This is a genomic window from Pelosinus sp. UFO1 (genome assembly GCF_000725345.1).
In the GTDB taxonomy this organism is placed as follows: domain Bacteria; phylum Bacillota; class Negativicutes; order DSM-13327; family DSM-13327; genus Pelosinus.
On record NZ_CP008852.1, the window covers coordinates 1376453 to 1401811 of the forward strand.

23 protein-coding genes and 1 pseudogene are annotated in these 25359 nt (G+C 39.1%); 20 read left to right on the plus strand and 4 right to left on the minus strand.

The window, feature by feature from the left end:
* Positions 1-71: 71 nt before the first annotated feature.
* The 11 genes from UFO1_RS06150 (at position 72) to UFO1_RS06200 (ending at position 13796) form a co-directional block, all read left to right on the plus strand.
* Entirely contained in the window at positions 72-1196 is a 1125-nt protein-coding gene (locus UFO1_RS06150; protein WP_038669147.1) for a sugar ABC transporter substrate-binding protein, read from the plus strand.
* Positions 1197-1337: 141 nt separating this feature from the next.
* The gene (locus UFO1_RS06155) at positions 1338-2876 is read left to right on the plus strand and encodes a sugar ABC transporter ATP-binding protein (protein WP_038669151.1); all 1539 of its coding nucleotides are present in this window, start codon (positions 1338-1340) and stop codon (positions 2874-2876) included.
* 2 nt (positions 2877-2878) lie between these two features.
* Positions 2879-4135: a sugar ABC transporter permease gene (locus UFO1_RS06160; RefSeq protein ID WP_038669154.1), complete on the plus strand. Its 1257-nt coding sequence runs from the start codon at positions 2879-2881 to the stop codon at positions 4133-4135.
* An 854-nt stretch (positions 4136-4989) separates the two neighbouring features.
* Positions 4990-6162: a scyllo-inosose 3-dehydrogenase gene (iolM, locus tag UFO1_RS06165; RefSeq protein WP_038669157.1), complete on the plus strand. Its 1173-nt coding sequence runs from the start codon at positions 4990-4992 to the stop codon at positions 6160-6162.
* Between the two features lie 128 nt (positions 6163-6290).
* Positions 6291-7250 carry a 3-dehydro-scyllo-inosose hydrolase gene (gene iolN / locus UFO1_RS06170; RefSeq protein WP_038669160.1) on the plus strand — a complete coding sequence of 320 codons (960 nt, stop codon included), beginning with the start codon at positions 6291-6293 and terminating at the stop codon, positions 7248-7250.
* 76 nt (positions 7251-7326) lie between these two features.
* Positions 7327-8400, plus strand: coding sequence for a zinc-binding dehydrogenase (locus UFO1_RS06175; protein ID WP_038669164.1), 1074 nt, complete (start codon positions 7327-7329; stop codon positions 8398-8400).
* 126 nt (positions 8401-8526) lie between these two features.
* Positions 8527-9348: a sugar phosphate isomerase/epimerase family protein gene (locus UFO1_RS06180; protein WP_038669167.1), complete on the plus strand. Its 822-nt coding sequence runs from the start codon at positions 8527-8529 to the stop codon at positions 9346-9348.
* 144 nt (positions 9349-9492) lie between these two features.
* Positions 9493-10956, plus strand: coding sequence for a sugar porter family MFS transporter (locus UFO1_RS06185; protein WP_038669171.1), 1464 nt, complete (start codon positions 9493-9495; stop codon positions 10954-10956).
* A gap of 40 nt (positions 10957-10996) precedes the next feature.
* On the plus strand, positions 10997-11824 hold the full coding sequence (locus UFO1_RS06190; RefSeq protein ID WP_038669175.1) for a sugar phosphate isomerase/epimerase: 828 nt from the start codon (positions 10997-10999) through the stop codon (positions 11822-11824).
* Positions 11825-11851: 27 nt separating this feature from the next.
* The gene (gene iolG, locus UFO1_RS06195) at positions 11852-12871 is read left to right on the plus strand and encodes an inositol 2-dehydrogenase (protein ID WP_038669177.1); all 1020 of its coding nucleotides are present in this window, start codon (positions 11852-11854) and stop codon (positions 12869-12871) included.
* A gap of 181 nt (positions 12872-13052) precedes the next feature.
* The gene (locus UFO1_RS06200) at positions 13053-13796 is read left to right on the plus strand and encodes a sulfite exporter TauE/SafE family protein (protein ID WP_038669180.1); all 744 of its coding nucleotides are present in this window, start codon (positions 13053-13055) and stop codon (positions 13794-13796) included.
* A gap of 196 nt (positions 13797-13992) precedes the next feature.
* Here the strand turns inward: UFO1_RS06200 and UFO1_RS25930 are convergent.
* Positions 13993-14222 (minus strand): annotated as a pseudogene (locus UFO1_RS25930) (class II fructose-bisphosphate aldolase); the annotation flags it as partial.
* Positions 14223-14647: 425 nt separating this feature from the next.
* Here UFO1_RS25930 and UFO1_RS25935 point away from each other — a divergent pair.
* The 7 genes from UFO1_RS25935 (at position 14648) to UFO1_RS06235 (ending at position 20156) form a co-directional block, all read left to right on the plus strand.
* Positions 14648-14860 carry a DUF255 domain-containing protein gene (locus UFO1_RS25935; RefSeq protein ID WP_038669184.1) on the plus strand — a complete coding sequence of 71 codons (213 nt, stop codon included), beginning with the start codon at positions 14648-14650 and terminating at the stop codon, positions 14858-14860.
* Between the two features lie 59 nt (positions 14861-14919).
* A complete protein-coding gene (locus UFO1_RS06210; RefSeq protein WP_038669186.1) occupies positions 14920-16794 on the plus strand; it encodes a thioredoxin domain-containing protein in 1875 nt (624 codons plus the stop codon).
* Positions 16795-16907: 113 nt separating this feature from the next.
* Positions 16908-17396, plus strand: coding sequence for a ferritin (locus UFO1_RS06215; RefSeq protein WP_038669189.1), 489 nt, complete (start codon positions 16908-16910; stop codon positions 17394-17396).
* Between the two features lie 243 nt (positions 17397-17639).
* A complete protein-coding gene (locus UFO1_RS06220) occupies positions 17640-18338 on the plus strand; it encodes an alpha/beta fold hydrolase (protein ID WP_038669192.1) in 699 nt (232 codons plus the stop codon).
* Positions 18335-19129 carry a malonyl-ACP O-methyltransferase BioC gene (gene bioC / locus UFO1_RS06225; protein WP_236639340.1) on the plus strand — a complete coding sequence of 265 codons (795 nt, stop codon included), beginning with the start codon at positions 18335-18337 and terminating at the stop codon, positions 19127-19129. The genes UFO1_RS06220 and bioC overlap by 4 nt, the downstream gene beginning before the upstream one ends.
* Positions 19130-19250: 121 nt before the next feature.
* On the plus strand, positions 19251-19454 hold the full coding sequence (locus tag UFO1_RS06230; protein WP_038669195.1) for a hypothetical protein: 204 nt from the start codon (positions 19251-19253) through the stop codon (positions 19452-19454).
* 81 nt (positions 19455-19535) lie between these two features.
* On the plus strand, positions 19536-20156 hold the full coding sequence (locus UFO1_RS06235) for a cytochrome b/b6 domain-containing protein (RefSeq protein WP_051788847.1): 621 nt from the start codon (positions 19536-19538) through the stop codon (positions 20154-20156).
* Between the two features lie 7 nt (positions 20157-20163).
* On the opposite strand, the gene UFO1_RS06240 is transcribed toward UFO1_RS06235, so the two are convergent.
* The gene (locus UFO1_RS06240) at positions 20164-21567 is read right to left on the minus strand and encodes a nickel-dependent hydrogenase large subunit (protein ID WP_038669198.1); all 1404 of its coding nucleotides are present in this window, start codon (positions 21565-21567) and stop codon (positions 20164-20166) included.
* Between the two features lie 6 nt (positions 21568-21573).
* The gene (locus tag UFO1_RS06245; RefSeq protein WP_038669201.1) at positions 21574-22806 is read right to left on the minus strand and encodes a hydrogenase small subunit; all 1233 of its coding nucleotides are present in this window, start codon (positions 22804-22806) and stop codon (positions 21574-21576) included.
* A 143-nt stretch (positions 22807-22949) separates the two neighbouring features.
* Here UFO1_RS06245 and UFO1_RS06250 point away from each other — a divergent pair, with 143 nt between their 5' ends.
* Together UFO1_RS06250 and UFO1_RS06255 are read left to right on the plus strand one after the other, a co-directional pair.
* A complete protein-coding gene (locus UFO1_RS06250) occupies positions 22950-24320 on the plus strand; it encodes an FAD-dependent oxidoreductase (protein WP_038669203.1) in 1371 nt (456 codons plus the stop codon).
* On the plus strand, positions 24317-24604 hold the full coding sequence (locus UFO1_RS06255) for a ferredoxin family protein (RefSeq protein ID WP_038669206.1): 288 nt from the start codon (positions 24317-24319) through the stop codon (positions 24602-24604). The genes UFO1_RS06250 and UFO1_RS06255 overlap by 4 nt, the downstream gene beginning before the upstream one ends.
* 7 nt (positions 24605-24611) lie before the next feature.
* Here UFO1_RS06255 and UFO1_RS06260 read toward each other — a convergent pair whose 3' ends face one another.
* Entirely contained in the window at positions 24612-25190 is a 579-nt protein-coding gene (locus UFO1_RS06260) for a xanthine phosphoribosyltransferase (RefSeq protein ID WP_038669209.1), read from the minus strand.
* Positions 25191-25359: the final 169 nt, after the last annotated feature.

Here is a 25359-nt window from a genome sequence, read left to right on the forward strand (position 1 = left end):
CATTCTGGTTATTCTTTGTATCCGGTTACACTGGATACAGAATAATAAAAAAATTAGAGGGAGGCTATTAATTGAAAATCATGAAAAAAATCTCGGTATTATTACTAGTTTTGCTAATGGTTTTTGTTGCTGCTGGATGTAGCAAAGACACCGGTTCTTCCCCAAACTCTTCAGGTAAATCTTCAGGAAGTAAAGTAGCCAAAGACATCAAGGATATTAAAATAGGTATTTCAGTTGGTACACTTAAGCAGGAGCGTTGGCAGCGTGAAATTGATATGTTTAAGGCTTATGCAAAAGATAAGGGTTTTCAAGTACTTGTCCAGTCGGCAGAGGACGATGCCCAAAAACAGGTTTCACAGTGTGAAAATCTTATAAATCAAGGTATTGATGTTCTTATCGTCCAGTCTATTGATGCAGATGCTTCTGCTCCCATTGTTAACGCAGCTCATGAAGCTAAAATTCCAGTTGTTTCTTATGACAGGTTTATCATGAACGCTGATCTTGATTATTATATTACCTTTGATTCTGTAAAAGTTGGTGAAGCTGAAGCTAAATTCGTTGTGGAAAAGGCCCCAAAAGGCAACTATATTTGGTTGAAGGGCGGTCCTGAAGATAATAATGCCCACTTAGTTGCACAGGGCCAGAGGAATGTACTTCAACCTTATATAGACAAGGGAGATATAAAGATAGTTCTTGAACAGTGGTGTAAAGGCTGGGATCCGAATGAGGCTCTCAAACATGTAGAAAACGGTCTTACTGCAGCACAAAATAATATTCAAGGTGTTATAGCATCGAATGATGGTACTGCTGGTGGAGCTATTCAAGCTATGGCCGCGCAGGGACTTGTAGGAAAGGTGCCAATCGCTGGTCAGGATGCTGATCTTGCTGCTTGCCAGAGAATTGTTGAAGGGATTCAGACAGGAACTGTTTATAAACCCATTGCCAAACTGAATCAAGCGGCTATGGATGTCGCTGTTGCTCTTGCTACGGGCAAAGATGTTAAGACTGCTGTTGATTCGAAACTGGGGCAGTGGACAAAACTTAATAATAAAACTAAGGATGTGGATAGTTTTTCGGTTGATATTATCGCTATTGATAAAAATAATATAGATGAGATTCTTATCAAAAAAGATAAATTCCAGAAAATAGAAGAAGTCTACAAAAATATTCCTAAAGATAAATGGCCTGCTATCTAGAATAATCTGATTTTACAGAATATTAATTCTTTTTGGGATGTTGATGTGGTGTATAGAGTTGTAATTTTCTTCTATGCACCACAAATATCCTTGCAATACCAGCATATTTTTTTATTCTATTTTTTCTTAGGAGGTGTAAGGATGCAAGAATATTTATTGCAGATGAAAAATATAACGAAAGAGTTTCCAGGGGTTAAAGCTTTAAGTGGTGTGAACTTTAGTGTTAAAAAAGGACAAATACATGCTCTGGTTGGTGAAAATGGAGCAGGAAAATCTACCTTAATAAAAATTTTATGCGGCGTATACCCTTATGGTTTATATGGAGGCCAGATCATTTTTAATGGGGAAGAGAAAAAGTTTCACTGTATCAAAAATGTTGAGGATGCAGGCATTGCTTGTATTCACCAGGAGTTAAACATGGTGCCCGAACTTAGCATTTCTGAAAATATTTTTTTAAATAGTAAACCGAGTAAATATGGTATTGTCAATTTTGATGAGATGTTCAAAAGAACAGCGGAATTACTCAAGGAAATAGGTCTAAATTCTGATTCGGGAATTTGTGTAAATCCCAATGATAAGATCAAAAATCTGGGGATCGGTCATAAACAACTCGTTGAAATTGCAAAAGCTCTATCTTCGAATGCGCAACTGTTGATTTTAGATGAACCTACTGCAGCGTTGTCAGAAGCTGAGGCTAAAATTCTTTTAAATATTCTTGATGGTCTAAGAAAAAAAGGCGTTACCTGTATTTATATATCTCATAAACTTGATGAAGTAATGAAAATTTGTGATACCATCACTGTTCTAAGAGATGGTCAGACGATAGAAACTCGTGATAAAAGAAGCATGAATAAAGAAACCATGATCACGTTAATGGTTGGTCGTGAACTTAAAAATATGTTTCCCAGGGTACCACATAATAGAGGTGATGTTTCTTTTGAAATTAGAAATTACAGCGTGCATCATCCTGATATTCCTGGAAAGATGCTGCTAAAGAATGTAAATATCAAAGCTTATCGGGGCGAAATCTTGGGCATTATCGGTCTGGTTGGCGCGGGAAGGACGGAATTGTTTACATCGATTTATGGAGCATTTAATGCACTGGCGGTAGGCGAAGTTTACATTGACGGAAAGAAAGTTGATATTAAAAGTCCGATGGATGCTTTAAAAAAAGGACTGTTTTTGCTAAGTGAGGATAGAAAAAAGTTAGGGCTTAATCTTATTATGAGTATTAAAGAAAATGTTATTTTGTCTTCATTCAATAAAATATCTAAGTTTGGGGTGATTAACAATGACCAGACGGTTTTTGAAGCAAAAAAATATGTTCAAGATCTTAAAATCAAAACTCCCAATGTCGAGGTTTTAGTCAATACACTGAGCGGTGGTAATCAGCAAAAAGTTGTTATTTCTAAGGGTTTGATGATGGGGCCTAAAGTTATGGTACTTGATGAGCCCACACGTGGTATTGATGTTGGCGCAAAATATGAAATCTATAAGATTATGAATCAGCTTGTAGATGAAGGCGTGACAATCATTATGATTTCTTCGGAGATGGAAGAAATATTAGGCATGAGCGATAGAATCATAACGATGAGTAATGGCATGGTGACTGGTGAATTTGATGTTTTTGAAGCCACTCAGGAAAAACTGATGCATGCGTCGGCAGGAAGGGAAGGTTAATTATGGAGAAAACAGCTTCAAGTGGGAGAACGTTATTTAGCACGGAAAAGTTTGATGTAAGAACGTATACAATGATCGCTGCGCTGATACTTATGTGGATTGGATTTACGTATTTAACAAGTAAGGGGTTTACGGATCTGAACGGTTCGTTTATCACATCAAGAAATATATCAAACCTTGTTCGTCAGATGGCTATTGTAGGAATAATGGGGACAGGTATGGTATTGGTAATTGTTACAGGTGGTATTGATCTTTCAGTGGGGTCAGTTATGGGTTTTATTGGCTGTATTGGCACAACACTTCAGGTATGGCATGGTATGGGTACGACGGAGGTAATCGCTATATGCCTTGCTCTTGGATTTTTAATTGGTCTACTTGAAGGCAGCTTAATAGCTTATACAGGGATACCAGCTTTTATCATAACACTTGGTGGCATGCTTGTGTTTAGGGGCGGGGTTCTTGGTATTACACATGGCACAACGGTTGCACCGCTGCAAAAGTCGCTGGTATATTTTGGGCAAGCTTATTTAAGTGAATTGACTAGTTTTATTATTGCGGTAGTTGCTATATTGTTTTTAGTTGGCGGCGAAATAGTAAGTCGTAAAACGAAAGAAAAATACAATAATTTAGATGAACCCTTGAATAGAATGATATTGCGCTGTATCGTCTACAGCTTATTGGTTGTGGCTACCGTGATAATACTGAACAGTTATAGAGGTATTCCTGTCCCTGTTCTTATCATGTTAGTGCTTGTTCTTATATTGACATTTATCGCTGAAAAAACAACATTTGGACGCAGAATTTACGCCATTGGTGGAAATATTGATGCGGCAAAATATTCTGGCATAAATGTTGAAAAAAATATTACCTTCGTGTATGCTCTCAACGGATTGTTAGTAGCGATAGCTGGTTTAATATTAGCGGCACGTCTCAATGCAGGCACACCCGAGGCTGGATTAAACCTTGAATTGGATGCGATTGCTGCAGCCGTTATTGGTGGAACGAGTATGACAGGTGGTGTTGGTAAAGTAGTCGGCGCGATTTTAGGGGGCTTGATTATGGCTACGATTGACAACGGCATGAGTATGATGAATTTAGATGCATATTGGCAGTATATCGTGAAAGGTCTAATTTTGGTTGCTGCTGTTTGGTTTGATATTAAAACCAAGAAGAGTAGTTCAAAAGTCAAAGTAGATACAGGTAGCTCAAATAGTAATACTACTACAGAGAAAAGTTGTACAGGAGCGGGTAAGATATAAGCAATAATAAAATTAATATCTTTAAAAGAAAACTGCAATAAGTAGCGAAAATGCCGCAGAAGCTGAAACTATTTCAGCGGCTAGTGAAGAACAAGCAGCTACCATGGATGAAATGTTGTCAGCAAGCAGTGAACTGGCAAAATTGGCTGATGAATTACATTTTTCAACTCATAAGTTTAGGGTGTAGAGTAGAATATTACAGCGAGCGTCAATCAAAGGAGGCATATAAAACCAAGTTAGGTTTTGTAATGTCTCCTTTGATTGGCTAAATAACCAGATTTTAGTTGCCAATTTTACAGCGTAAAAATATAAATCACAAGATTATATAGAAAATATGAAAACAAACGTAGCTGAAATTTTTAGCATTTTTCAAGTAAATTCGAAGTATAGGAATTACAAGAATTATAAGAACAACAAGAATTGATATGTTGAAAAACTCTTTTGCTGCTGGGCTTGAACAAAGGACTATGGCGGCAAAATTTACAGCGTAAAAATATAAATCGCAAGATTTTGTAGAAATTGTAGAAAGAAAAGTAGCTGATTTCTTTAGTATATTTCAGACAAGCTTGCATCATAAGAATTATAAGAAGAACAAGAATTATATAGTCTAAAATTTTTTTTTGCTGCTTGACTTGAATAAACAGATTATGTCGGGAATTCAGAGCATAAAAGTATAAATCGCAAGATTGTATAGAAACTGTAAAAGTAAAAAATAGTTGAATATTTACTATATTTAGAATAAACGCGAATTATAAGAATTATGAGAATTATAAGAAAAACAAGAATTGTATAGAAAGAAATACAGAATAAATTTATGATTAAGGTGTAAATCGGATATGAAAAGGGGGACAAAAATGAGAGCTTTTTATGTTGAAGCAGACTGGGCTCCCAAGGAGGGATACCAGTTGTCCGAGCGTGAGCTAAGCACTAAGCGGGCACTGAGGGGCAATTCCATTTGGAAAAATATTAAAGGATCTGTAGTTGATCGTCCCATACCCAAATACGACGACGATCAGGTATTAATTAAAGTTGGAGCGGCAGGTATCTGTGGCACGGATGCACATCTTCTGCGCCAGGATGAGAACGGCTATTCCAAATATGACGGACATTCTAAGTATCCGATTATCACAGGACATGAATTCTCTGGTGAAATTGTTGAAGTTGGTAAAAAGGTCAAAAAATTAAAAGTTGGCGATCTGGTCGGTGTGGAATCCATGCATTGGTGTGGCGAATGCGACGCTTGCCGCCGCGGGATGTTCAATCAATGTAAGGATTTAGAGGAACCAGGACTTACCTATGATGGTGGGTTCGCCGAGTATGCTGCTGTAAGAGCAAAATATTGTTATCCGCTCAATGATATTGTCAATTATTATGGCGATAAAATGACGGCGTTAGAGTTAGGGGCGCTGATTGAACCAACAGGCGTCGCATATAATGGTTTATTTGTACGCGGTGGTGGTATTCGGCCTGGCGGGCATGTGGTGGTGTTTGGTGCAGGTCCAATTGGGCTTGCCGCAATTTCACTGATGAAAACAGCAGGTGCGGCAAAATTGATTTGCTTTGAAAGCATTCCTGAAAGGGTAGAGCTGGCTAAACAATGTGGTGCCGACGCAGTCTACAATCCGTTAGATTTTAAATCGCCGGATGAGCAGGCGCAAATGCTTCTGGAACTCACCAATGGAGCTGGGATTTCGCTGTTTGCTGAATGTGCGGGCGCAACGAAATTCACCTATCCGGTGATGGGCAAGTCGCTAGCCATCGGTGGTAAAACCATTCAAATTGGGCATACCATTGGTCTTACGCCAGTTGATATTTTTAACTGGCAATGGAATGCAGCTACCATCAGCGGCTCTAACGGACAATCCGGTCAGGGGATTTATCCAGATGTCATTGCATTAATGGCGTCAGGTCGTATTGATATGCGTAAAATGGTCACGGGACGTTATCAGCTCGAAGATATTGAAGAAGGAATGAAGATTACAGCTGGAAAGGTTCTGGTTTCAACGGCATATGAAAAACGAAGCTAAAAAAGTACTCATCGTTACTTGAAGTTAAATGATAAAAAAATCAGCATTAGAAAAAACCGAAAGATACGAGAAGTAAGCTGAATTACAAAATATCAAAAATAAATAAAAAAATTAGGAGGAATATAACAATGTCGAAATGGCAAATTCCCGCAAAAGGCGGCAATATGGAAGCAGATAACGGCATCTACTATCAGAACATGACGAACCGGGAGGTGGCGGAAAGACTCAAAAAGAATGACGTCATTTTGATTCCCGTCGGTTCCACAGAAAATCATGGACCGAACTCACCTTATGGTGAAGACACATATCTTGATACGCGCCTTTGCGAACAAGTAGCAAAAGCAACCGGTTGTACGGTAGCTCAACCAATATGGTATGGTTCACATCCTTATCATCATCTGGGCATGCCTGGTACTATCATGATACCGGAAGAAACACTGGCAGATTATCTTTGCTATGTATTCGCCGGATTCTGGAATACTGGTTTTCGGAAGATGATTGTCGTCAATGGGCACGGACAAGATTATGTAATCCCATTGGCAATTCATAAGTTTGGTAAAAAATTTCAAGTACCCGGGATTGTCTTATATGTTCATTTCTGGAATTGTGCTAAAGAGCAGCTTGATATTAAAGAAAATGGTGGTCCTTACAATACGCCGTTCATTCATGCTGATGAGGTGGAACAATCCTGGTCGTTGGCTTTATTTCCTGAACTTTGCAAACAAGAATATGCTGTTGCAACCAAAGCAGCGCCCATGCTGCCGCCGGGACATATCAACAATTCGGCCGAACGTGGCGTAGGTCCGATCAAATGGTACAATGCTTTCGGGTCGGTAGGTATGGAGTGTATCTGCACGCCTGAAGGAGTAATTGGTGATCCTACACAGGCAGATGCTGAAAAGGCACGTGCTGGCGTGGAACGCACATTGGACTACTTGGAAAAGTTAGTAAATGATATTCTGGAAAAGTATCCGGCAGGTGAGCTTCCTCCTACTGAAAAAGTAACCCAACGCAAACGTGAAGATATTGAAGCTGTTATCAAAGGCCCGACTAATGGCGGTCGTCATATTTATACACTGACCTATTGATGTTTGACTTTTTTATCTATTAGAAAATGGTTGAGTAACTTATTCTATAAATTAAGAGTAAAAGGGGATAAGAAGAATGAAAAAACGTCCAACAAAATGTAAAGCTGCTTTTATGTATGGTCCGAAAGATTTAAGATTTGAGGATTTGGAATTGCCACCGCTGCAACCTTATCAGGTGCTGATTAAACTCAAAGCCTGCGGTATTTGTGGTTCCGATGTTGAATGCTATGAAGGTGAATCCGCTGAAGGACGTTACGATATAGCGCCGTATGTGCCTGGCCATGAATGGGCAGGACAGGCTGTAGAAATCGGCAGCGCTGTAACTTCAGTAAAGGTGGGTAATAAAGTTGTTGGTGACTGCGTACTGCCTTGTAACAATTGCGCAAATTGTAAAGATGGCAAAATGCCTTCTGCCTGCCTGAATATGCGTGAACTTGGTTTTCGTCCCGATTCTCCCGGCGGTTGGGGTGAATATATGATTTTAGAAGAACAATATACCCATGTAATCCCTGATGATTGGGGGTATGAATTGGGTGCTTGGGTAGAAACCTTCAATGTTGGCTATTGGGGCGTATGGGGCAACGGTTGCAATCCCGATGCTTCCGACGATATTGCCATTATTGGTGCAGGCCCCATCGGTATGTGTGCGGCAATGGTTTGTGCGGCTTCTGGTGCTAATGTTATCGCCATTGACCCTTTGGAAAAAAGACGTCAGAATATTTTGAATTATGGTGCAAATCATGTGGTAGACCCGACTGCTTGCAATGTAGAAGAAAAATTAAAAGAATTGACAAATGGACGCGGTCCCTCTGTAGTCATTGAATGTTCCGGCAATGACATCGGTATTGCTTCGCTGTTCGATATCGCTGGTCATTCTGCCCGTGTTGGTGTAGTAGGGCATTCTATTGGACGTAAAGTACCCGTAGAAATCGGCAAGACTATCTGGAAAACGCTTCGCCTTTCTGGTTCTGGCGGTACGAATAAATGGTTCCCTAAAACGATTCGCTTTATGTCACGTATTAAAGACAAATATGATTTTGCCGCTTTGAATTCTCATCACTATGATTTCTTTGAGCTGGACAAGGCTATGGATCTTGCCTGCCACCATAAAGATATTGCGCGTAAGGTTATGCTGACATTTAAGGATTAAGGTATCTGCTTTACTTAATTTTCTACAAATACAAAATCTGAGTATGAAATTGGAAAGGGTGAGTGTTATGCTTCACTCTTTCCGACTAATCAGGCAATCAAACGTTTAAAGAAGGGGGGGATAAGGATGAAACAGTGGAAACTTGCGGTATCTTCTGCTGACGAAGCACCGCATACTGCACCGATTTTACTACAGGGCGATATTTGCAGCAATCTACGAGCGGCAGCTTGCTTAGGCTATGATGCGATTGAGGTACATACCAGAGAAACCGCGGATTTAAATTATTCTGCAATTGCACAAACCGTAAAGGAGTGCGGCACAAAAGTTTGTATGGTCATTACGGGTCGACTGAACACAGAAGGTCGCTGCAACTTGATTGATGATGTGCCTTACATTACTAAAGCTGCGATGGACGGTATGAAACAGTATATTGATATGGCACAAAAACTTAATGCTGATCTTGTGGTCGGCTGGGTTAAAGGTAACATTCCACCCGGCGGTAAACGTGATAAATATATGGATAGATTGGCAAAGCATTTGAGGGAACTTGCGGATTATGGAGCAAAGCGTAATGTGAAATTAAATCTTGAAGTCATCAACCGCTATGAGGTTAATGTATTCACAACGGCTGAAGAAACGATGGAGTTTCTAGAGCACTATAAAATCGACAATTGCTATGTGCACTTGGATACCTTCCATATGGGGATTGACGAAAGTGATCCGGTCACTGCAATTCAAAGGTGTAAAGGAAAGCTCGGTTATATGCATTTTGCCGATAATTCGCGGCGTTATCCCGGAAGTGGGCAGTTTGATTTTCGGAAGATTCTTAAAACATTAGACGAAATCGGTTATGTGGGGTATTTGTCCGTAGAATGCCTGCCAGAGCCGGATGGGCAGACCGCGGCAGAAAAAGCCTCTGTTTTTTTAAAAAAATTATTTGAGGAGTAACTTTATATAACATCTTTTTTAAATCATTTAAAATATTCAGAATAGGACGACAACATAGCTAATTACAATGCAATAAAATGACCGCTAGGTCAAGTTTATTCTCCAATGGAATTTATCAAGTAGTAGAAGGGGACGATAAAGCTCATGGATAATCAAATTACAAAAGAAGAGACACTTCTCCAACAACCAGATCAATCATTAAATAAAGAGAAACCCACACCAAAATCATATTTAAGGATTATCGCACTTATATCAACATTTGGGGGATTACTCTTTGGATATGATACAGGTGTTGTTAATGGTGCTTTACTGTATATGTCGCGCCCGGATCAATTAAATCTTACTCCCTTTATGGAGGGCCTTGTTGCAAGTTCACTTCTTTTTGGAGCGGCTTTGGGAGCTGTAATGGGGGGGCGTCTGTCTGATAAATACGGTCGGAAAAAAAATATTTCTTATTTGGCTATCGTATTTTTCTTTGCGACAATCGGCTGTGCGTTAGCTCCAAATTCGGATGTCATGATTGGATTTCGTTTCTTACTCGGTTTGGCTGTAGGCGGTGCTTCAGTTACAGTGCCAACATATTTAGCAGAAATGTCTCCAGTGGAAGATCGCGGTCGTGTGGTTACACAAAATGAGCTGATGATCGTAACAGGACAATTTTTAGCATTTCTTATGAATGCGATTCTGGGGAATCTTTTTGGGTCAACTGGTCATATTTGGCGCTACATGTTATCTATTGCTACAATACCGGCTGTGGTTTTGTGGGTGGGTATGCTTACAATGCCAGAGAGCCCGCGTTGGCTGGTATCAAAAGGAAGGATCGGCGAGGCGTTAAATGTGTTAAAACGCGTACGGGATGAAGCACGTGCAGTTGTTGAATTAGGTGAGATTAAAGAACTTTCTGATGCTGAAGCGCATTTAGAAAAAGCAAATATAAAGGAGTTTGCTATAACACCTTGGATTCGCCGACTTTTATTTATTGGAATCGGAGTTGGAATTGTTCAACAAATTACGGGTGTAAATGCTATTAATTATTATGGAACGCAAATTCTGAAAGAGGCCGGCTTTAGTATGCAGGCAGCTTTGATTGCCAATACAGCAAATGGTGCTATTTCCGTAACAGCAACTTTAGTGGGTATGTGGTTATTGGGAAGACTCGGCCGACGAAAAATCTTTCTCATAGGGCTTACAATGACGACTATTACACAATGTTTCATTGGCATTTCTTCAATGACATTATCTGATCAATCTTATTTTCCTTATCTTATTCTTTCGATGACAGTTACCTTTATGGCCTTTCAGCAAGGATGCAGCGCACCTGTTACCTGGCTTATCATGTCGGAAATATTTCCTTTGCGTCTACGGGGGCTGGGAATGGGTACGGTAGTGTTTTTTTCGTGGATAGCTAATTTTACCGTCGGATTAGGTTTTCCTGTTTTATTGAGTAGCATTGGTTTGTCACAGACCTTCTTTACATTTGCCTTTGGCGGATTTATGGCCATCTTATTTGTTGCCAAATGGCTTCCCGAAACAAAGGGACGTTCTCTTGAACAATTAGAACAATGTTTTCAAAATTACAAAACTATTGATTGTAGGAAATTGGAGTAGAAAAAACGAATTTAAGATAGTTAGGAGGAGGGAAATAACTATGAAACTGGGGATAAATGAAGCTACCTGTAAAGGAAATTCTACCTTGGAAAAAGACTTACTGCTTTGTGAAAAGTACCACTATAGTTATATTGAAATTAGGCTGGATATGCTGAAAGATTATTTGAAAGGGCATTCCATAGAAGAACTGCAAAATTTCTTTAAAACAAGTCATGTCAAGCCTTATGCATTTAATTCTATTGAAGATATTAATTTTCGCACGGAGCAACAATGGGAAGAGGTAGTTGCGCTATTTACCTTCGCTTGTGAGATGGGGCAAAAAATTGGCAATCCTTATATCATTGTTGTCCCCACAATGGGTGACGATATGATCCAAAAGACGGAAAAGGAAATATTTGACGATAGTGTTAAAGTACTGCGAAAATTATCCGATATCGCCACATCATATGGAATGAAATTGGCATTTGAGCCTATCGGAAACTCACGTTGGTGTGTCCGCAATCTGGAACAATGCATGGACATTATCAATGCAGTAGATCGAAAGAATGTCGGTGTGGCATTGGATGCGTTTAATCTCTTTCTTTACAATAAGCTACAGAATATTGATTCCCTTGAACTCGTTCCGGCAGAAAAGATCTTTGTTTATCACATTGATGACAGTGAAAACTTGCCGTTGTCGGTGTTAGATCATTGCCACAGATTGTTTCCCGGTGACGGTGTTATCCCTCTTGCGGCAATTACACAAAAACTTCATGCAAAAGGCTATGATGGTATTGCTTCGGTAGAGCTTTTCCGACCAGAATATTGGGCGATGGACCCCGATGAAGTTTTTCGTTTGGCAGCAGAAAAAACAAAACAATTTTTATAATTAATATATTTTTAGGAGGAAAAACAAATGATAAAACAGCTAAAAATTGGCATAATCGGAATGGGCAGAATTGGTAAGCTGCATGGCAACAATTTAGCGTTTTCTGTGCCTAATGCAAAAATTGAAGCGGTAGCTGATCTTTTTCTAAATGATGAAATGCGTGCTTGGGCACAAGGCCTGGGCGTACATAAAATTTATGATAATCCAGCACAGATTTTTGCCGATCCGACAATTGAAGCCGTATTCATCTGCTCATCGTCAGAAGCGCATGCCGACTTAATCATTCAAGCGGCAGTGGCAAAAAAACACATTTTCTGCGAAAAACCAATTCATACTGATGCCGCTAAGATTCGCGAGGCGCTTGCAGCTGTAGAGAAAGCAGGTGTTAAACTGCAAGTCGGTTTTGTACGCCGATTTGACCATAATCATAAAAAAGTAAGAGACATCGTGGCTTCAGGCCAAGTCGGCAAACCACACATTGTAAAGGTTACTTCGCGGGATCCCGAGCAGCAACCAATGGAATATATAAGTACATCCGGCGGAATTTTTCTCGACATGACAATTCATGACTTTGATATGGCGCGTTATCTTTCCGGTAGTGAGGTGACTGAGGTCACAGCAATCGGCGCAATTAAAATTGATGAAAGAATCCGAGAATTTTCTGATGTAGATACGGCGATTGTTTTGCTCAAATTCGAAAACGGCGCTATTGGCGTAATTGATAACAGCCGGGCTGCTCACTATGGTTACGACCAGCGCGTGGAAGTGCATTGTGACAAAGGCTGCGTGCAGGATTACAATGATCTCATTGATACGACGACGATCAGTACGAAAGATGGTGTTTGCAGTGAACGACCAAAATGGTTTTTCCTCGAACGTTATAATCAAGCGTTTATCGCCGAGGCACAAGAATTTACGGCTGCGGTTTTAAATGATACCGAGCCCTCTGTTACAGGAATAGATGGGCTAATGCCTGTATTGATTGCCAAAGCCGCACAAAAATCATTGGATGAAGGACGTACTGTCAAATTAACAGAATTCGCCTAATTCATGATTCGTCTCTGCTAATACAATTCTAATGGTGATGCCACTGTGAAAAGTCTTTTGAGTTATTGATATTCATTTTGCATTTGGCTTGTTGCAGTGGCATCATTGGGTTTATGATACTGGATGGATTGAAAAACATATAGTATTAGTCCTTATATAAATACAAAGGAAGAGCCTTACTATGATGTCTATTACACTCGGGATTTATATATTTATTGTACAATTTATGTCTTTTATTATTAAGGGTCTGGTTGGTTTCGGAAACCCTCTTTTATCCAATCCGCTCATGGCAATGAAACTAGATAATAAGGTCATTACTCCTGCTAACCTGTTACTGGATACTCCAATTAATGCTTGGATTGTGTGGCAAAATCGCAAATTTTTTTCTGTAAAAAAAACTGCACCTATTGTAATTCTCATTATGCTAGGTGTCATTCCTGGTACATTATTTTTAGAAATAGGGACTCCATGGATCATTAAAGTTCTTCTCGGTGTATTTATTATTGGATTAGGTATCGAAATGGTTACCAGAAACCGCAGTGGCAATATCAAACCTAATGTAGCTCTAAAGATAATAATATCAATTGCCTCAGGTTTCATGGCGGGCTTGTTTGGCATTAATATGTTATTTTTAACTTATTTTGAACGCATTGCCATAGATCGAAATGAATTTCGCAGCAACGTATGCTTTGTCTTTCTGGTTGAAAATATATTTCGTTTTATTGTCTATGCCGCAACAGGAGTATTTCAACCAGTCGTTTTTCAGATATTTGCAATATCAGTGCCGGCAGCAGTACTGGGAGTGTTTGTAGGCAGCAAAATTGACAAAAAATTAGATGAAAAAATGGTAAACCAATTGGTAATTGCTACTTTTATCTTGGGTGGTATCAGTATTTTGATAAAAGCGCTTATTTTTAAAGAGTAGAAACTTTAAACACTTATGCCTGATGAAAAGAAATAGTAAGAGAATTCCATATACAGGTGAGGGCAATGATAAAAATTAAGAGGACATATGAAATTAAAAAATTATTACGGGAATACCCTTTAATTATGCCGGTTTACGCAATAAAACCTGCATAGAAATAATATCCATGCAGATTTAAACTGAATATTCTGTAACTTGGTGTACTTTTGTAAACGCCATGTGCATTACCGATAGCTACTGCTAAAGCATTTACGTCAGTGCCTTCATAAAACTGCTTTGCTTCTTGTACAGATGTCGCCATTATTTTGTTAGACCATGATCCAAATGCACAGCGACTGGCACTTTTGCTTTTTTAGCAGCGTCTATCATAACTGGTCCAATTAAATGTAGAGGTGAATATTTCAACCTACCTTCGGCAATTTGAAGAAAGCTCATCCCTTTAAAGTGCTACTTTTTTATTCCTGCTCAATAATCAATCTAACGTTATTAGCAGAAAAAAATCACTTCATGGCCTTTTGTTTCAGCATTATTGATTGGTTACTTTCTAAAGTCTTACAAAGTAACTATTGAGATTATTTTGCGTAACATCAATTTTAAATATAAAGATGTTTGTATTAATCTCGTAACACCTCCTGAACAAAAAACGGAAGAAGAATCTAAAACCACGCCTAATAGACGAGTAATTTGTCAGAGGTTCTTTTGTCCTATTTCCGTTTTACGCTGCTAAAACAGAAATATATTATAATTGATAATTAATTATTGATTCGGTAAATGTTGCTACTGATGAATGATTGCGTATATCTTCATAATAATGGACAATCTAACCATATAAATTATCGGGAGGCGTATTCATGGAAAATAAAACCTACTACGACCCAAAAACTAAAAATCACGACATCCACAGCCAAAATACTAACAAACCCAATAGATTAATCCACGAGAAATCCCCATACTTACTCCAACATGCCAATAATCCAGTAGATTGGTATCCATGGGGAGCAGAAGCGTTTCAGAAAGCACAGCGTGAGAATCGGCCTGTATTTTTGTCTGTAGGCTATTCTTAGCTGTGCTTAAAATAAATGATAGGATGTTACTTTAATTTACATGCCATTGGTGCCACGTCATGGAGCGAGAATGTTTCGAAGATCAGGAAGTTGCAGATGTATTAAATGCTCATTTTGTTTCTATAAAAGTGGATAGAGAAGAACGTCCAGATGTGGATGGAATCTATATGTCAGTGTGCCAGGCACTTACGGGACAAGGCGGATGGCCTTTAACGATTATTATGGGGCCAGATAAGAACCCTTTTTTTGCTGGGACATATTTTCCTAAGCATCGCAAGATGGGCAGGATGGGATTACTCGAACTCTTAACCGTAGTACATAAAAAGTGGCAAGATAATCGAGTGGAAATCCTCGAAGCTAGCGATCAAATTGTTAATATCCTTCAGCGACCTAACCAACCAAATGAAGAAGGGCAAATTGGGAAGGATATATTAGAGAAAGCTTATTTAGAGTTGGAAAGTAGCTTTGATCCTAAATATGGGGGATTTGGTACTGCGCCCAAATTTCCGACACCCCATAAAATGAATTTTTTACTTAGGTATTGGCGGCATTTTAAGAAAGAGAAAGCTCTTAACATGGTAGAGAAAACTCTCATGTCGATGTGGCAAGGCGGAATCTACGATCATTTAGGATATGGTTTTGCTAGATACTCTACAGATCAAAAGTGGTTAGTACCTCATTTTGAAAAGATGTTATATGATAATGCGTTATTATGCGATAGCTATCTTGAGGCGTATCAATGTTCTGGTAATCAAGAATTTGCTAGAATTGTTGAGGAAATCCTGACTTATGTTATGCGAGATATGATGAGCGAGAAGGGCGGATTTTTCTCGGCTGAAGATGCTGACTCTGAAGGGGTGGAAGGCAAGTTCTACGTATTCACTAGAAAAGAAGTAGTGGATATAGTAGGGGAAGAAGCAGGGACTGTTTTTGCCGATTTTTATGAGGTTTCCTCTCAGGGTAACTTTGAGCATGGGACAAGTATTTTACATGTCATTGGAAGAGATTTTGAGGCTTTTGCCAGTTCTGTAAATAAAACGACAACAGAATTGGCAGACTTATTACAGCGAGGGCGGGAAAAAATCTATCAGGTAAGGGAAAAACGTATTCACCCTTATAAAGACGATAAGATTCTTACAGCTTGGAATGCATTAATGATTGCTTCTTTTGCGAAAGCATCTCGGATATTGGAACGAGATAATTATTCGGTGGTAGCAGAAAGGGCAATTGAATTCATCTACGACAATCTTGTACGCGAGGATGGACGTTTACTGGCTCGCTACCGTGACGGAGAAGCTGCTCACTTAGCTTATCTTGATGACTATGCATTTTTGTTGCTGGCACTTCTTGAAACTTATCAAACAACCTATAAGGATGCTTACTTGCAGCGCGCCATTAAGATAGCTGACGATATGAAGGCTTTATTTTGGGACGAAAAAGCAGGCGGATTTTTCTTTTATGGTGTGGATGGAGAAGAACTAATTACAAGACCCAAGGAGATTTATGATGGAGCTATTCCTTCCGGCAATTCTGTCGCGGCTTTGGCTTTGCAAAAATTAGCTGACATTACAGAGAATGAAGATGTAAGTAAAATGGCAGAAAAAATATTGGATCGCTTTGCTGGAGAAGTTAGCCATTATGCAGCAGGTTATACTTATTTTTTGATGGCTGTTGACTATTATTTGGCTGAAAAAATAAAAGTTGTCATTGTAGGTGACAAGGATTTGCCTGATACGAAGGCGATGTTACAGGCAATGAATCACGTATTTTTACCTACAGCAACAGTACGTTTTTATGATATACATTCGCAAAATACTAGTAATTATAAAGGTACTGAGGGGAAAGCTACGGCTTATCTATGTAAAGGCGTTGCATGTCAGCCTCCAATTACAGATGTGGAATTTTTTCGTACGAAAATTAAATCTAATATTTAAGTATTAATAATTGTTATTAAATAATAATTAAAACATATTGATAAGAATAGAAAAATATGCTAAAATTGAGTTAATAAAAATGATAAGTGGTTCTAATGAAAGGGGAATATAAAATGATTGGTAAAAAACTTCAAGATGCAATTAATAATCAAATCCAAGCTGAAATGAGCTCTGCACATCTTTATTTAGCAATGTCTGTAGAAAGTGAAGAGAAGAATCTTAAGGGATTTGCTCATTGGCTTAAGTTACAATACCAAGAAGAAAACGGTCATGCCTTTAAACTGATTGATTATTTATTAGAGCGAGGCGGTAGTGTTAAGCTACAAGCAATTGAAGCTCCAGCAAGTGATTTTGGCACTCCTGTTGAGTTATTTGAAAAGGTATTGGCTCATGAAATACACATTAGTAAATTAATTAACAAGTTATATGAAGTAGCCATAGAAGAAAAAGACTATGCTGCACAAATCTTCTTGCAATGGTTTATAACAGAACAAGTAGAAGAAGAAGCGAATGCTTCTGCAGTATTAGAAAGATTGAAATTTGTTGGCGATAAAGGCGGCTCCCTTCTTTATATTGATAAAGAACTTGGGAAACGCGATTAATAGTATTGAAGAAGAATTCATTCCTGGATGGGATGGATTCTTCTTTTTGATTTTTTTGCTATGGCGACGCTTACTCGTTTTGCTAGGCATGGGAGTAGTTGCCCATTGATTTTAAAGAGCTTAGGATGAAATTAGCAGCCAGTGAAATCATAACTTGATTATTTTACCAGTTATTACTATAATAGTATTGTTAACGTCACCGTGTTATTTGGTTAACAATACTATTATAAAGGAGTGTCTAAGATGTCAGTCCTTTTCATTCATGGTTGGGCAACTAATAAAGCCATTTGGCCGCAAAGTCTTACGGGGGAAGGAAAGCATATTTATGATTGTGCAAACTACCCTAATTATCAACATTTGACAAAAACTTTTTTGGAGATATGCAAGCAGGAAGAGGAAAAAATTACACTGGTGGGATGGTCTTTAGGAGGGATGTTATCGTTGCAATTGGCGGCTGAGTATACCGAGAAAATTGCGCGGCTGATTCTTCTATCCACTACACCGCGCTTTACTTTGTGCCAGAGTTATGAGGGGGGATTACCTGGAAGTGTAGTAAAAAAATTAAGCCGCAAGCTTCCTCGTAATCCATGGGAGACCCAAATGGAGTTTTATCATTTAATGTTTTCTCCAATGGAAAAAGAATGGCAACAAAAATTTATTACTCACATAGCGCCTCATTTTTCTAACATTAATGTTAAGAATTTGCAAGCAGGGCTTTCTTATTTAATGGAACAAGATTTACGGCAGGAGCTGGCGAAAGTTAATATTCCCTGTCTCATTATCCATGGTATGGAAGATAAGATTTGCCCCCCTAACGCTGCTCAATACTTGTTGCAGCATTTGCCACAGGCCGAGCTAAGGTTGCTGCATGGCACAGGGCATGTTCCTTTTATAACGCAAGAAAAGTATGTAAAAGATCTAGTACTGGAGGGGATATCATGATTAACAAAACCCAGGTAAGCTGTCATTTTGGCAGAAGGTCTCAAGCGTATGATGAATATGCAGTTGTACAAAAAAACATGGGATATTCCCTATTGGAATTGGTTAAAGAAGCTGGAGTATTTCAGAATATCTTGGAAATTGGCTGTGGTACAGGATTCTTGACAGGATTGTTAGCACAAATGTATCCGAAGGCAAAAATTACCGCTAGCGATATTTCATCAGAAATGTTAACAGTGGCTAGTAAAAATTTATCCCAATATGAGAATGTAAGTTATGTGTTGGAAGATGGAGAAGATCTAAAGTTGTCTGAGAAGTTTGATTTGATTGTTTCTAATGCTGCGTTTCAGTGGTTTAATGATTATCAACAGGCTTTTACGCAAATGGAGCGTCATTTATTACCTGGAGGGTGTCTTATCTATGCTACCTTTGGTGAACATACTTTTTATGAATTGAATCAGTCCTTTCAAGCTGCCCATAGGTCTTTAGAAATTACAAAGGTGCATCATGGCCCTGAGTTTATTTCTATGCAAAAATTAGCTCATATTACTTCTGGTCTAGGGCTTTCAGTTCACCTTCAGGAAGAAAATATAACAGAAAAATTCAAATGTGTTCGGGAGTTTTTGACGTCAGTAAAAAAAATAGGAGCTAACAATTCTTCTAACGGGAATAATATATTAATTCATCGACAGCTTATGTTATCGATGATGGATTTTTATAAAAATACATTTGAGCAGCTTGGGCAAATACCTGCTACATATCATATTATTTATGGCAGCCACCAAAAAAGCTAGGGTGCTTTTGGAGTCATACTTGTATTATGGTTTGGTAGAAACTTTTTTTGAAATGAATAGCTTTTAAGATAACAGTAGATAATATAGTCAGATCCTCAAAAATCTACTGGAGGTGAATAGTATGGGTAAAGGCGTAATGTCACAAGAATACAAAGATAAATTAGCCCATGATCTTGGCTTCGGTGAGAAAGTGGAAGATGGAAATTGGAGCGATGTCACTACCGGTGAAGTCGGATCTATGGTACGTGAGGCTATAAAACGCGGTGAGCAGGCAATGGTAGAAAAAGCAGAAAAAAATGGTAATAGCCATCAAAATATACAGTAGTCCTTTTAGTCCAGAAGTTTGAAAAACTTCTGGACTATACTTTCTATAGTAAGGGAATGTGTGGTTTCAAGGAGATGTTTTATGAAGTTACTTTTACATCCACTGCCAATACGGATTTTTCATTGGGTATTGTTTAGTTGTGTTATGGTGCTATTATTTACAGGGCTTTATATAAACACAGCTTGGGATATGGTACTACTGCCAATGCGAGTCAATCGAAAACTTCATACCCTTTTTAGTGCCATCTTAATCGTGAATCTAATAGGGCATTTGTATTATTATTTATACACGAGAAAAATCACTGATGTTATATTTACACTTCGTGACTGGGTAAATATACCCAGCTTTCTACGTTATGTTTTCTTTATTAAGCCAGATCATCCTAACTTTGGTCGCTATAACCCGGGACAGAAGGTTTTGTTCTCCTTTTGGTTTTTAACAATAATAATTGCTGCTATTACAGGCATCATCTTATTATTCCCCGAACATTCTCAATGGTTTCAGCGAATGCTAGGTGGGTTAAATATCATTCGAATTTTGCATTTTTACGTAGCAATCTTTTTTGCCATGTCGATTCCTTTACATTTATATCTTGTATTTACGGAAAGTCCAGCCAATTTACAGGCTATGTTTACTGGATATATTAACAAAGATATAAAACCCGAGATAATCAACAAAGAAAAGGAAGATCCAAGTATTTAATGTTAGGTTAGAGAGTCATAGGCGGTTTATGTTCTGGGGCATCTATCGTATGGACGGCGCAGGTAAAGCAAGGGTCAAAGGAGCGGATTACCCGACCAATTTCTATTAGATCTTCTGTATTTGCGACGGGTGTATCTAGCAGGCTTTCTTCGACGGGGCCTCGTTTTCCTTGATTATCGCGAGGGGAAAAGGTCCAAGCGGTTGGTGTAACAATTTGATAATGTACAATTTTACTATCCTTTATTTTAATCCAGTGGCCTAAAGGTCCACGCATTGCATCTGTTAGGCCTGCACCTTCCCCTTGCATTGGCACCGCATATTTTGAAAGAGTGGGGCCACCAGGGACAAGCTGGCTAATCCAATCTTGTGCCATGCGGCATATTTTGAGTGTTTCTTGGGCACGTGTGATGATTCGATCCATAACACCTGTTCCTCGCTGATATTCGCCACTAATCCAAGCCCTGGCTAGTGGTCCTCCTTCAAAGGCATAACCCTCATAGCGAGGAGATTTTATCCAAGAATAAGCCTCTGCTTTATTCCGGTCGGGTACTGTTGTTCCCTCTATAGGATTACGTGTTTCTTGATCATCCTGGTACCAACTGTGCCGTATATCTTCACTAATTTTACTAGTATCCAGAGGCTGTACCTTACCCTTTTCGAAAATAACACCCGACGGAAATTCCCGTTTACCAGTTATCGGTTGGGGAAACATACCGTAGGATATCATATTGCCTTTGGTACTGCCGATAGTATAGTAATCTTTATAATAATCTGCTAAGACTGCCACATCATAGAGATAGACGTTTTCAACCCAGTCTGTTAGTTCCTGTAAAATACCTAGGTACGCACTGATGCGGTCAGCGGATGCTTGCTCAGTGACTCCAGTAACAAGAATTGTTTGCTGCATTGGAATTTTGGCACCAAATATCGCCAGCATTTCATGGGCACGCATCGCCTTGAGCATACCTTCTTTTGTATGAGCCATTAATTCGTCAGTCAGCTTTTGGGGTAAGCGATAGTCACCCTCAAGTCGAGGAGTATAGGGAGGCATGTTTGGACCTTTCAAATAATCATAAATGGCCAGAACGTAAAAGTGACGGATCTGATTTTGTATAATATCTGCTGCAAAAATTAAATTGATGATGTGCTGACCATTTAATGTCGGTGATAATCTAAAGGCCTGCTGCATGGCAAATGTAGCAGCTACAGCATGTGCGCTGGAACAAATTCCGCAGATACGCTGGGTTAGAAGCGCCGCATCACGTGGATCGCGTCCAATCATCATTATTTCAAATCCACGAAACAAAGTAGCCCCAACTGTGGCATCCACTACTTTACCATTTTGAATATCAACGTCCACTCTAAGGGGTTCGTGTACCCTTGTCATAGGGAAAATTACTTTTTTTGTCATACCTTTTCAGTCCTCATTTTTATCTTTGCCTTGAAAGATTTCAGCCAACTTACGTCGCCACCACTTGCGGTGTCGTACAGGATGATTCGCCTCTAACTTTCTTGTTTTAGCAAGTAAGGCGTTTTTTTGTTTTGTTAGCTCTTCTAATTCTTTTTTCGCTTGCTCTAGTGTCTCAGGTTCCGAGACTTCGAGGGGTTTGGTACCATCAACATAATGCTTATGTATTCGTTTTTTGTATATTCCAACCGCAAAATGTGTGGCAACACCGCCTGTACCTAAAGCTACCATCGCTGCGCCGATCTTCTTTACATTTAATGCAGTGAAAGGAGTTTGAATGTCTGGTAAGTGGTTATAAAAAGGCATCATTCCATCTGGAAAATTAGGACTGGCACAGCCGATGCAGGGAGCGCCAGCTTTGACAGGCCAATTAACATAATGATTCCACTGGCGCAAAGGGCAATCGGCATGAGTAACAGGACCTTTACAGCCTACCCGAAACAAACAACCCTCGCCACCAGGAAAATCAGCAAATATTCCATCCTCAAATTGCTGACGTCTTTGGCATAAATCGTGAATCGTTTTGCCAAAGAACATAAGGGGACGATTATAACTATCCAATTCGGGTACGCCATAAAACAAAAGGTGACTAAAAGTTCCCGTCATCCAATCAGGATGAGCAGGACATCCAGGGATATTGATCACTTGCCTATTTACTACTTCCCATACACCTTTCGCGCCAGCAGGGTTAGGATGAGCTGCGGAAGGGCCACCGAAGGCAGCACAATCACCAACAGAAATCACATATTTTGCTTTTGCCGCAATATCCATTATTGCATCAAGACCTGTCACCATGTTGCCATTCCTGAGAAAGACTTCATTATAGCGGCCGTTATCAGCTGTCATTACAGATCCTTCTACGACAAGCCAAAACTTTCCGGCTTCCTTTTCTAACGTTTCTTCTAATGCTTTGGTGGCATCCTCACCATTGGCAACATTTAATAGCCAATGATAGCGAACATCTAGTATTTCTGACAGTAATTGTTCTAAGGTGGGGTTCACGGCATTTTCTAGTGATACAGAATTTCCCGTGCAAGAGCCAAGTTCCAGCCAAATTACAGGTGCCTTGTTGGTTTTACTTTGCGCAATGGCATTATGCATGATAGGAATTAGGTACTCTGTTAGGCTCATTCCCACAGCCGTCGACATACATAAATGAATAAATTCTCGTCTTGAAAGCATAATGAGTCATTCTCCTCAGTGTCACTATACCGTTTAGTTTTTCCAAGATTGTCTAAAATTATGTGAATGTGGGAAAATAACCCATATGTCCTTCAAGAATAGTAATAATAAGGATACGCAATACTACTGTAAGGGTGAGTCGTATGTTAAGAGATTGGTATAAGGCAAAAAAATCACGTGAAATCGGCGCGCAAGGCGATCTGCATAATGAGAGCAGTAACGTGAAAAACTATGACGTTATTGTGGTTGGAGCGGGTCCCGCAGGAGCTAGTGCTGCTTATTTTATGGCAAAAGAAGGACTGGATGTTTTGCTTTTGGAGCGAGGGCCTTTTCCAGGGGCTAAGAGCTGTGGTGGTACTTCACTGATTGCCGAACATACTCACAAATTATTCCCTAACTTCTGGGAAGAATGTCACTGCGAACGTATTGTAATCCAGCAAGCTTATTGGTTTATGACAGAGGATTCGTTACTGTCATCCTCTTTTCAAAGCATGAAACTGGCTGCTGCCCCTTATAATCATTTTACAGTAAAACGTAGAAGTCTTTATCAATGGCTTGTTGATAAGGCTAATGCTGTAGGAGTCTCTGTACATCTTAATCATCATGTTACAGAAGTAATATTTGAAGGTACTCAGGCGATTGGCGTTGAAGTATCATTACCACAAAAATCTAGATTCTTTGCAAATGTTATTATTTTAGCTGACGGGGCCAACTCCTTGGTTGGTGAACGTTCTGGACTTATACCGAGAGTATCATCCCAAAACTTAGCCCTTTATGTAAAAGAAACCATTGCTCTGTCAGCTCGGGTGATTGAAGAGCGGTTTAATTTGTCTCCTGGGTATGGTAGTTTAATTGGGTTGATCGGTTATCCTACGGCTGGTTTTAATGGCACTGGCTCGATACATACATTTAAAGACAGTCTCAATATTAATGTAGGTATGGCAATTTCTGATTTTGCCATATCAGGTATTCGCCCTTATGAGCTGTTGGATCGGATAAAGAACCACCCTTTTATTAAGACCCTATTGATTGGTGGTAAGACAATCGAATATGGAGGATCGGTAATTCCAGAAGGTGGGTATCATGCCATCCCGAAACTAGTTCATCCGGGATTAATCATCATTGGTGATGCCGCATCCCTAGTTAATGGTACCCATGGCATAAATTTGGCAATGTGGTCGGGCTTTTTCGCTTCTCAAGCAGTTTATGAGAGTAAAAAAAGTAGGGATTTTTCAGTAAAAAAGTTATCGTTATATAGTACCTTGTTAGATGAAAGTTTCGTTATGCAGGATCTAAAAGCGAATGCCAAAATTGCCAGCCTACAACGTGACCTTCCTTATTTATTCGATTTATATACCAAGATAGCGAACGACACAGCCTATCATGTGGCAAAAGTATATTCGATGCCAAAAAAAGCGAAACGTAAATTTATCTTTAAGAAAATAACCAGTATCCAGCCAATTTTTAAAATGGCTAGTGATATATGGAAAATACTGAAGGTAGTAAAAGGATGAATAAGATTGATGATCGGCTACAATTTCTTCATTATCAAATCGATGAGGACTGGCAGCATGTTATCGTCATAGACGAGGCAATTTGTCAGACCTGTCATAATAAACAATGCTTAACCTTCTGTCCATCTGGTGTATTTAAAGAAAATAAAGAAAAAGAACAACCGCTACTCATACTGTATAAACAGTGTATCGAGTGTGGCGGTTGCCGTTTGATTTGTGATAATATTGATTTTTCTTACCCCAAGGGTGGTTATGGCGTTCTATTTATGGAAGGGGAGTTATAAAAGGGACTTAGTCATCCGATAAGAAATTAGCTTGTCCTTGTGAAAATGAGCCAATCCTTGCGAGTGATTCCACTCGGTAACCAGCTTGCGTTAATTTTTGGGCTCCAGGTTGGAAGGACTTTTCAATTACAATACCTATCCCGACTACCGTAGCATTCGCTTGCTTAACAATGTTAGCCAAACCTGCAGCAGCTTCGCCGTTAGCTAAAAAATCATCAATAATCAGGACCTTGTCCTCTTTTTGCAAAAATTGCTTTGAGACAATAATGTCATTGCTCTCATTTTTTGTAAAAGAATAAACTTTTGTGGAGTATAAGTTATCATTAACAGTAACAGATTTCTTTTTGCGGGCGAAAACAACGGGTACTTTAAGTACCAGCCCTGCCATAACTGATATTGCGATTCCTGATGACTCAATAGTTAAGATTTTAGTAATTAACTCTCCTTCAAAGCGGCGAGCAAATTCTTCTCCAATTTTCATCATAAGTTCAGGATCAATTTGATGATTTAAAAAGGAATCAACTTTTAGCAAAGAATCATTTAGAATTAAGCCATCGGTCTGAATCCTTTGTTTTAGTAAATCCATATAGCCTCCTTTATTTATGGGAACTGTATAGTAAATAATTAACAAAGCCCTGACAGGGAAATTCGCCTTAAAAGATGAGCGAAAATTCCTCGTCAGGGCTTTTATCCCTTCGATATAGTGTATTAACACTTGCATCACTGGCCACAACCACTATTGAAAATAAGAATTA

Bases quoted from the DNA above. Each gene is read 5' to 3' on its own strand.
- UFO1_RS06250 (WP_038669203.1), top strand. From the start codon at position 22,950: ATGTTAAGAGATTGGTATAAGGCAAAAAAATCACGTGAAATCGGCGCG.
- UFO1_RS06190 (WP_038669175.1), top strand. From the start codon at position 10,997: ATGAAACTGGGGATAAATGAAGCTACCTGTAAAGGAAATTCTACCTTG.
- iolG (WP_038669177.1), top strand. From the start codon at position 11,852: ATGATAAAACAGCTAAAAATTGGCATAATCGGAATGGGCAGAATTGGT.
- iolM (WP_038669157.1), top strand. From the start codon at position 4,990: ATGAGAGCTTTTTATGTTGAAGCAGACTGGGCTCCCAAGGAGGGATAC.
- UFO1_RS06255 (WP_038669206.1), top strand. From the start codon at position 24,317: ATGAATAAGATTGATGATCGGCTACAATTTCTTCATTATCAAATCGAT.
- UFO1_RS06260 (WP_038669209.1), bottom strand. From the start codon at position 25,190: ATGGATTTACTAAAACAAAGGATTCAGACCGATGGCTTAATTCTAAAT.
- UFO1_RS06245 (WP_038669201.1), bottom strand. From the start codon at position 22,806: ATGCTTTCAAGACGAGAATTTATTCATTTATGTATGTCGACGGCTGTG.
- UFO1_RS06240 (WP_038669198.1), bottom strand. From the start codon at position 21,567: ATGACAAAAAAAGTAATTTTCCCTATGACAAGGGTACACGAACCCCTT.
- UFO1_RS06215 (WP_038669189.1), top strand. From the start codon at position 16,908: ATGATTGGTAAAAAACTTCAAGATGCAATTAATAATCAAATCCAAGCT.
- UFO1_RS06175 (WP_038669164.1), top strand. From the start codon at position 7,327: ATGAAAAAACGTCCAACAAAATGTAAAGCTGCTTTTATGTATGGTCCG.
- UFO1_RS06155 (WP_038669151.1), top strand. From the start codon at position 1,338: ATGCAAGAATATTTATTGCAGATGAAAAATATAACGAAAGAGTTTCCA.
- UFO1_RS06230 (WP_038669195.1), top strand. From the start codon at position 19,251: ATGGGTAAAGGCGTAATGTCACAAGAATACAAAGATAAATTAGCCCAT.
- bioC (WP_236639340.1), top strand. From the start codon at position 18,335: ATGATTAACAAAACCCAGGTAAGCTGTCATTTTGGCAGAAGGTCTCAA.
- UFO1_RS06200 (WP_038669180.1), top strand. From the start codon at position 13,053: ATGATGTCTATTACACTCGGGATTTATATATTTATTGTACAATTTATG.
- UFO1_RS06160 (WP_038669154.1), top strand. From the start codon at position 2,879: ATGGAGAAAACAGCTTCAAGTGGGAGAACGTTATTTAGCACGGAAAAG.
- UFO1_RS06220 (WP_038669192.1), top strand. From the start codon at position 17,640: ATGTCAGTCCTTTTCATTCATGGTTGGGCAACTAATAAAGCCATTTGG.
- UFO1_RS06235 (WP_051788847.1), top strand. From the start codon at position 19,536: ATGAAGTTACTTTTACATCCACTGCCAATACGGATTTTTCATTGGGTA.
- UFO1_RS06180 (WP_038669167.1), top strand. From the start codon at position 8,527: ATGAAACAGTGGAAACTTGCGGTATCTTCTGCTGACGAAGCACCGCAT.
- UFO1_RS25935 (WP_038669184.1), top strand. From the start codon at position 14,648: ATGGAAAATAAAACCTACTACGACCCAAAAACTAAAAATCACGACATC.
- UFO1_RS06185 (WP_038669171.1), top strand. From the start codon at position 9,493: ATGGATAATCAAATTACAAAAGAAGAGACACTTCTCCAACAACCAGAT.
- iolN (WP_038669160.1), top strand. From the start codon at position 6,291: ATGTCGAAATGGCAAATTCCCGCAAAAGGCGGCAATATGGAAGCAGAT.
- UFO1_RS06210 (WP_038669186.1), top strand. From the start codon at position 14,920: ATGGAGCGAGAATGTTTCGAAGATCAGGAAGTTGCAGATGTATTAAAT.